Source organism: Streptomyces sp. NPDC058246 (genome assembly GCF_042881985.1).
In the GTDB taxonomy this organism is placed as follows: Bacteria; Actinomycetota; Actinomycetes; order Streptomycetales; family Streptomycetaceae; genus Streptomyces.
Window position 1 is genome coordinate 1 of the sequence record NZ_JBHVWZ010000020.1, and the last position, 7,884, is coordinate 7,884.

Here is a 7,884-nt window from a genome sequence, read left to right on the forward strand (position 1 = left end):
CCCCCAGACCCCCCTGAAAGATCGCGCAGTTCCCCGCGCCCCTAAAAGGGGCGCGGGGGACTTGGGCGGAGGGGGCGAAGAACCGTTTACGCGTGTTCGCGCCACCGGTTCGTGATCGGAAGGCGGCGGTCCTTGCCGAAGCCCTTGGCGGAGATCTTGGTGCCCGGCGGGTACTGGCGCCGCTTGTACTCCGCCGTGTCGACCATGCGCAGGGTCTTCACGACCAGCTCGCGGTCGAATCCCGCCGCGACGATGGCATCCGCCCCCTCGTCGCGGTCGACGTACCGCTCGAGGATCGCGTCCAGGACGGGATAGTCGGGGAGAGAGTCCGTGTCGACCTGGCCGGGACGCAACTCCGCGCTCGGCGGCTTGACGATCGAGTTCTCCGGAATCGGCGGCGTCTGCCCCCGCTCCGCCGCCGCCCGGTTCCGCCATTGTGCGAGCCGGAAGATCGACGTCTTGTAGACGTCCTTGATCGGCCCGTACGCCCCCACCGAGTCGCCGTACAGCGTCGAGTAGCCCACGGCCAGCTCCGACTTGTTGCCGGGCGCCAGCACGATGTGTCCCTCCTGGTTGGAGATGGCCATCAGCGTCGTGCCCCGCAGCCGGGACTGGAGGTTCTCCTCGGCCAGCCCCGTGAGCCCCAGCGACGCCATGTACGCGTCGAACATCGGCTCGATCGGCACGGTCCGGAAGTTCAGCCCCGTCCGCCGCGCCAGTTCCGCCGCGTCGCCCTTGGAGTGGTCGGACGAGTACTTCGACGGCATCGAGACGCCGTAGACGTTCTGCGCGCCCAGCGCGTCGCACGCGATGGCCGCCACCAGCGCAGAGTCGATACCGCCCGACAGCCCGATCAGCACCGACCGGAACCCGTTCTTCGCCGCGTACGCCCGCAGGCCGACGACCAGCGCCGAGTAGACCTCCTCGTCGTCGTCGAGCCGCTCCGCGTACCCCCCGGCGAGCTCCGCCTCGTACGCGGGCAGCGGCTCCTCGGACAGCACGAGCCGCTCGATCCGCAGTCCGTCGTCGACGATGCCCGTGACGGGCTCGGCGGCCGCGGCCGGCAGATCCAGGTCCAGTACGACGCATCCCTCGGCGAACTGCGGCGCCCGCGCGACGACTTCGCCGTTCCGGTCGACGACGATCGAGTCCCCGTCGAAGACCAGCTCGTCCTGGCCGCCGATCATGGCGAGGTAGGCGGTGGTGCAGCCCGCTTCCTGCGCGCGCTTGGTCACCAGCTCCAGCCGGGTGTCGTCCTTGTCGCGCTCGTACGGGGAGGCGTTGACGGAGAGCAGCAGCCCGGCCCCGGCGGAGCGGGCGGCCGGCACACGGCCGCCGTCCTGCCAGAGGTCCTCGCAGATGGCGAGGGCCACATCGACGCCGTGCACCCGCACGACCGGCATGGTGTCGCCGGGCACGAAGTACCGGAACTCGTCGAACACGCCGTAGTTGGGAAGGTGGTGCTTGGCGAAGGTCAGCGCCACCCGGCCCTCGTACAGCACGGCGGCGGCGTTCTGCGGGGCGCCGGCCGGCTGTCCGTACTTCGGCTGCGCGGTCTCGGACCGGTCGAGGTAGCCGACGATCACCGGCAGCTTCCCGAAGCCCTCGTCGGCGAGCCGGGCGGCCAGCGAGCGCAGCGCCGCGCGGGAGGCCTCGACGAAGGACGACCGCAGGGCGAGGTCCTCGACGGGATACCCGGTCAGCACCATCTCGGGGAACGCCACCAGGTGCGCTCCCTGCTCGGCGGAGTGCCGGGTCCAACGGAGGATCGCCTCGGCGTTGGCGTCGAGATCGCCGACGGTCGAGTCGATCTGATTCAGGGCAAGGCGTAGTTGAGGCACGGGCCCAGTGTAATCGTCAGAGCGACGCAATGGGGTGTGGGGCGCCCCACGTGGGGACGCCCCCGCCCTCAGGGCCCAAGGGGCCGGGTCCGGCGCGTCAGCTCCGGTAACCGAGCACGGTCATCATCCCCGCCTCCGAGTGATACACGTTGTGGCAGTGGATCATCCACAGTCCCGGGTTGTCGGCGTCGAAGTCGACGGTCAGCGTCCCGTTCGGCAGCACGATCGCGGTGTCCTTGCGGGGCCCGCCCGCCACACCGGCCAGGCCGAAGGTGTGCCCGTGCAGATGGACGGGATGCCACATGCTGGTGGAGTTGGCGAACACCAGCCGCACCCGCTCCCCCGCCCGGACGGGATACCGCGGATCCGCCCCGACGCGATAGGGCTTCTTGTCGAAGGCCCAGTCGTACTTCTCCATCCCGCCCGTGAGCTGCAGCTTCACCGTGCGGTCCGGCTCCTTGGCGGCCAGCGCCACGGACTCGTCGGCCCGCAGCCCCTCGGCCGTCAGCAGCCGCCCGTCGAGCTCCCTCGGTCGTACGGAGGCGGTGGGCGCCGTCCCTCGGCCCGTCCGCAGCAGCGCCAGGGCCGACGCCTCCGCGCCCTTGCTGTCGCCCTTGCCCTCGGCCAGCGCGGCCAGCGGGAAGACGCCGTCCTTGACCGTGACGAGCACGTCGTACCGCTCGCCCATGCCGAGCAACAGCGCGTCCGTCGTCGCGTGCCGCACCGGGAAGCCGTCCGTGTGCGTCACCGTCATCTCGTGCCCGCCGAGAGCCACACGGAAGGCGGTGTCGCCGCCCGCGTTGATGATCCGGATCCGTACCCGGTCCCCGGGGCGCGCCCGGAACGCCGAAGGCGCCTCCGCCGTACGCCCGTTGACCAGGTAGTACGGATACGCGACATCGCCGGCGTCGCCGCCCAGCAGCTCACTTTGGGAGCCCATGAGCATGCGGGAGGGACCGCCCGTGGACGAAGACGAGGGCGACGGCGAGGACGGCGCCGAGGGCGAGGGTGACTTCCCCATCACCATGGACATGTTCGACATGCCAGACATGTCGTGCCCGGAATGGTCCATGCCCATGCCACCGCTCAACTCCTTGAGAACGGTGTCCGGAGTGGAGCCGTCCACCCCGTCGACCCAGTCGTCGAGGACGACCACCCACTCCTTGTCGTACGACAGGGGCTCCTTGGGGTCCTCCACGATGAGCGGCGCGTAGAGACCGCGGTCCTGCTGGGTGCCCGAGTGCGGATGGAACCAGTACGTCCCCGGGTGCGGCACCGTGAAGCGGTAGGTGAAGTCGGCGCCCGGCTTGATCGCCCGCTGGGTGAGGCCCGGCACGCCGTCCATGTCGTTGCGCAGGGCGATCCCGTGCCAGTGCAGCGAGGTGGCCTCGGGGAGGTGATTGGCGAGCGTGAGGGCGACGGTGTCCCCGGCGGTGACACGGACCGCCTCGCCGGGCAGGCCGTCACCGTACGCCCAGGACCTGACCGTACGACCGCCGAGGTCGAGGGAGGTCGCGGCAGCGGTGAGCCGGACCTTGCGGACAGGTCCTGAGCCGCGCTTTCGCTCGGCGGCGGCGACTTCGGGGCCGGCCGGGTCGACGTACCCCGCCGGAGCGCTGCCGGAGTGCCCTGTGTGCTCCGGTCCCGAGCAGGCGGAGAGGATCCCCGCCCCGGCGACGGCGACCGACGCGCCGAGGAGAGTACGGCGCGTGTGCGTACGCGTGGCTGTGGAGCGCGTGACTGCGGCGGGCATGGCTGTAGCGCGCATGGCTGTGGTGCGCATGACTGAGTGACACCTCGTCGTGGTGGTGTGTGCGGATGGGCGCGTCCGCTGCTTGCGAGGAAGCAGCCGGTGCGCCGATCTAGATGCGCAGCACCGACAGACGAGAGAGAAGGGTTCTGGGTGGGGGCGGGTCGGGCCACAGCGCGTGCGGCAGCGGGGGGCGGGCCGCCCCGCTTGCCCATGGGCCGCTCACCGCCAGAGCGAGAAGCAGCACGAGGGTGAAGCCGCCGAGTACGGCAAGGCAGACGGACAGGGGGTCCATGCCGGTCATGGGGGGCATCTCGGCGCTCACGGACGCCGGTGCCGCATGGCGGTCCGTGTGGGCCATGGCGTACGTCGCGTGCCCGGGCCCCTCCGCGGGGCCGTGCGCGGACGGATGCCCCAGCGTGTGCATCGTCACGATCCCGAAGAGCAGCACGGCGAACAGCAGCAGCTGTCCGTACGTGCGGCTCCTCGTGCTCATGGGTGGCACCTTACCCCCACCCGGTATCGGGCCACGGCTTTCGGCCCGTGCGGCGTCTGAGGACGAGGCCGCTCGGGCCGAAGCCGGGGTGTGGGCGGCGGCCCGACACAGATAAGGGCCAGACAGGGGCGGCGGGGGCGAGCAACGTCAGTGGTGCACGTGCTCCGCGTGCGGCGGGACGTGCGCGGCGACGAGGCGCCCCGGGGCGCCGACGCCGGCCCCCTGGCGACGACGGTCGACGGCGTAGGCGAGCGCGGCCACCGCGAGGCCGAGCACGGCCAGCCCGGCCCCCGCGACCGCGGGCGACGTCGCCCCGAAGCCCGCCGCCAGGGCGAGCCCCCCGATCCACGCGCCCCCCGCGTTGGCGAGGTTGAACGCGGCCTGGTTGGCGGAGGAGGCGAGGGAGGGTGCGGCGGAGGCCTTCTCCATGACCATCAGCTGGAGCGGCGAGCCGGTGACGAAGGCGGCCATGCCGAGGAGGGTGACCGCGACGGCCGCGCTCCACTGGGCGGTCATGAGGACGGGGAAGAGCGCCAGGACCACGACCAGGGCGACAAGGCCACCGAAGAGGGTTCCACGCAGGGAGTGGTCGGCGAGCCGGCCGCCCACCAGGTTGCCGGCGGTCGCGCCGACGCCGAAGAGGGCCAGCAGCAACGTCACGCTGCCCCCGGCGTATCCGGCCGAGTCGGTGAGCATCGGCGTGATGTAGCTGTACGCGGAGAAGAGCGCGCCGAAGCCCGCCACCGTCGTACCGAGAGCCAGCCAGACGGGGAGGGAACGGAGTGCGGCCAGTTCGCCGCGCAGGCCGCCGGCGGGGGCGTGTGCGTGATCACGCGGGATCAGGAGCGCGAGCGAGGCTATGGCGGCCACGCCGATCGCGCTCACGCCCAGGAACGTGGCGCGCCAGCCCAGGTGCTGGCCCATGAGCGTCGCCACCGGCACACCCGCGATGTTCGCGACCGTCAGGCCGAGGAACATCAGCGAGACGGAGCGCGCCTTGCGTTCGGGGGCGACCAGGCTGGTGGCGACGACGGCGCCCACGCCGAAGAAGGCGCCGTGCGGGAGTCCGCTGAGGAAGCGGGCGGCGAGGAGCCAGTGGTAGTCGGGGGCGAAGGCGGACAGGGCGTTGCCCGCCACGAAGACGCCCATGAGGGCGATCAGGACCTTGCGACGGGACATCCGGGCGGTGGCGGCGGCGAGCAGCGGGGCGCCGATCACCACGCCCAGGGCGTAGGCCGAGACCAGATGGCCGGCGGTGGGGATCGAGACGCCCAGGTCGTTCGCGACGTCGGGCAGCAGGCCCATCATCACGAACTCGGTGGTGCCGATGCCGAAGGCGCCCACGGCGAGGGCGAGCAGGGCCAGGGGCATGAAGGGGCCTTTCAGAAGAGCGGAGAGCGTGCGGCGGGTCGGGGACGAGCGGTTCCCTGGGCGCACGCTCCGTGCTCGGGACTCAGCACTCGGCGCTGGGCACTTCAGTACTCAGCACCGGCGCCCAGCACCTCAGCGCCCAGCACCTCAGCACTCAGCACTCAGCACTCAGCACTCGATGCTCAGCACCTCAGTAATCAGCACTCGACGCTGAGCACTTTCAGCACTCGACGCTCAGCACTCCGAGGCACTCGGACATACGCACGCGCAGGGACGCGCCCCATGCACACCGCTGTGCACAGGGCGCGTAAGTTCAGTTAGGGAACAAACTCTCTCAGGCCCAGTATTCCAGGAGGTTAAGACCCGGTTGCGTCCATCTTGACGCGGGCGGCGATCGGGAGGTGATCGCTGCCGGTCTCGGGCAGGGTCCACGAGGTCACCGGCTCGATGCCCTTGACCATGATCTGGTCGATCCGGGCCATCGGGAACGACGCCGGCCAGCTGAACCCGAAGCCGCTGCCCGCCGCGCCCTGGGTGGAGCGCATCTGCGCGGTGACGGCGTTCAGCGCGCGGTCGTTCATGGTGCCGTTGAGGTCGCCGAGCAGCACGACCTGCTTGATCGGCTCGGCTGCGATCGCCTCGCCCAGCGCGTCGGCGCTCTTGTCGCGCTGGCGGGCGGTGAACCCGGCCTCCAGCTTCACCCGCACCGAGGGCAGGTGGGCGACGTAGAAGGCGACCTGCCCGGCCGGCGTCGTCACCGTCGCCCGCATCGCGCGCGTCCAGCCCAGCTTGATGTCGACGGGCTGGGCGCCGGTCAGCGGGTACTTGCTCCACAGCCCGACGGTGCCCTGCACGGAGTGGTACTTGTACGTCGACGCGAGCGCCTTCTCGTACACCGGGACCGCCGAGGCGGTCAGCTCCTCCAGGGCCAGCACGTCGGCGCCGGACGCGGCCACGTCGCGGGCGGTGCCGGACGGGTCCGGATTCTCGGCGTTGACGTTGTGGGTGGCGACGGTGAGGTCGCCGCCGCTGCCGGTCTTGTCGGTGAGCAGTCCGCCGAAGAGGTTCAGCCAGACGATCGCGGGCAGCAGCACGGCGATCAGGGCGGAGGCGGACTTCCGTACGAGACCGAGGATCAGCAGGACCGGGACGAACAGGCCCAGCCAGGGCAGGAACGTCTCGGTGAGGCTGCCGAGGTTGCCGATGGTGTTCGGGATCTGCGCGTGCAGCAGCATCACCAGGGCGAGGATCACGGCGATCGCGGCGAGGATCAGACCGCGCCGCCAGATGCCCCGGTCACCGCGCCAGCCGTCCAGCAGGCGTCGAAGCCGGGACCCTCTGCGGTCCGGCCCCTGGCCGCCGCTGCCCGTCTCCGTCATATACGCCTGCGCCATACCGTCGCCTCACAACCTGCCGTGCGCACCGTCTGCCCCTCGGCTACGACCCTAGGGGATGATCGGTGTCGTTCTCGCCGTCGCATGACGGCCGTACGGGCAAGGGGACGTACAACTGCGTGTGCGGAGTTCCGCATACGGGTGCTGCTCGCGCCCTCTGTGACGAAACGCGCACATACGAACCGTCAGAAACCGGCCCGTCAGAAACCGGGCACGTCACGGCTCGCCGGGCGCAGACCCTCCAGCAGCGTGTCGACGACCTGCTCCGCGAGATCCGCGGGGAGGTCGGACTCCGGGCGCAGTACGGCGCGTACGAGCATGGGGCCGACGAAGAGGTCGTTGAGCAGCTCGATGTCGACGTCGTCGCGGAGTTCGCCGTTCTCCACCCCGCGGCGCAGAACCTCGTAGCCCTGCTGGCGCCTCGGGGCTATGACGGTCGAGTCGTACGCGGCCCAGAGCCTCGGGCTGCTCTTCATCTGCGCGTGGACGTTGTGCAGGATCGCCGACGAGCGGTTGAGCAGGCCTCGTTGGCGCAGCGACTCCAGGAGGACGATCAGGTCGTCGCGCATCGAGCTGCCGGGGAGTTCGGGGTCCGGGGGTTCGGCGGCGCGCAGCACGTCGAGGAAGAGCTCCTCCTTGCCGCTCCAGCGACGGTAGATGGTCGCCTTGCCGACGCCCGCCGTGCGGGCGATGCGCTCGATGGAGAGGTCCCCGAGCGGCACACCGTCCTCCAGGAGCTTCATCACGCCCTCGATGATGGCCCGCTCCACGGCCTCGCTGCGGGGGCGTCCCCTGGTGGGGCCCTCGTGCCCGGCTCGGCTGCGCGCGAGGCTCACGGTGAACTCCGTTTCCTTCGTTGACCTGCGGTGACCTGCGTCCATTCTCCCTGGTGCACGTCGCGCGGGGGCCCGGCGCCCGGGGGGCCCCCCGCCGGACCCGCGGTCCCGGGAGGGGGGCCGGGCCCCACTCCACCTACCCCACCCCCACCCGCGCCCGCGGGGGGGCGCCCCGCGGCCACCCCCCCCCCACCAC

General features: G+C 71.3%; 6 protein-coding genes. All 6 read right to left on the reverse strand.

Annotation, left to right across the window (positions count from 1 at the left end; all coding sequences use genetic code 11):
• Positions 1–86 precede the first annotated feature (86 nt).
• A complete protein-coding gene (locus ACFVXA_RS26050) occupies positions 87–1,841 on the reverse strand; it encodes an NAD+ synthase (RefSeq protein WP_362026131.1) in 1,755 nt (584 codons plus the stop codon).
• A 97-nt stretch (positions 1,842–1,938) separates the two neighbouring features.
• Entirely contained in the window at positions 1,939–3,594 is a 1,656-nt protein-coding gene (locus tag ACFVXA_RS26055; RefSeq protein WP_390026993.1) for a multicopper oxidase family protein, read from the reverse strand.
• A gap of 109 nt (positions 3,595–3,703) precedes the next feature.
• The gene (locus tag ACFVXA_RS26060; RefSeq protein ID WP_389755326.1) at positions 3,704–4,087 is read right to left on the reverse strand and encodes a DUF6153 family protein; all 384 of its coding nucleotides are present in this window, start codon (positions 4,085–4,087) and stop codon (positions 3,704–3,706) included.
• Positions 4,088–4,234: 147 nt separating this feature from the next.
• Positions 4,235–5,458, reverse strand: a complete 1,224-nt coding sequence (locus ACFVXA_RS26065; RefSeq protein WP_390026891.1) for an MFS transporter — start codon at positions 5,456–5,458, stop codon at positions 4,235–4,237.
• Positions 5,459–5,814: 356 nt separating this feature from the next.
• Positions 5,815–6,852, reverse strand: coding sequence for an endonuclease/exonuclease/phosphatase family protein (locus ACFVXA_RS26070; RefSeq protein ID WP_383747430.1), 1,038 nt, complete (start codon positions 6,850–6,852; stop codon positions 5,815–5,817).
• 200 nt (positions 6,853–7,052) lie between these two features.
• Positions 7,053–7,688, reverse strand: a complete 636-nt coding sequence (locus tag ACFVXA_RS26075) for a TetR/AcrR family transcriptional regulator (protein WP_362026118.1) — start codon at positions 7,686–7,688, stop codon at positions 7,053–7,055.
• Between the last annotated feature and the right edge of the window lie 196 nt (positions 7,689–7,884).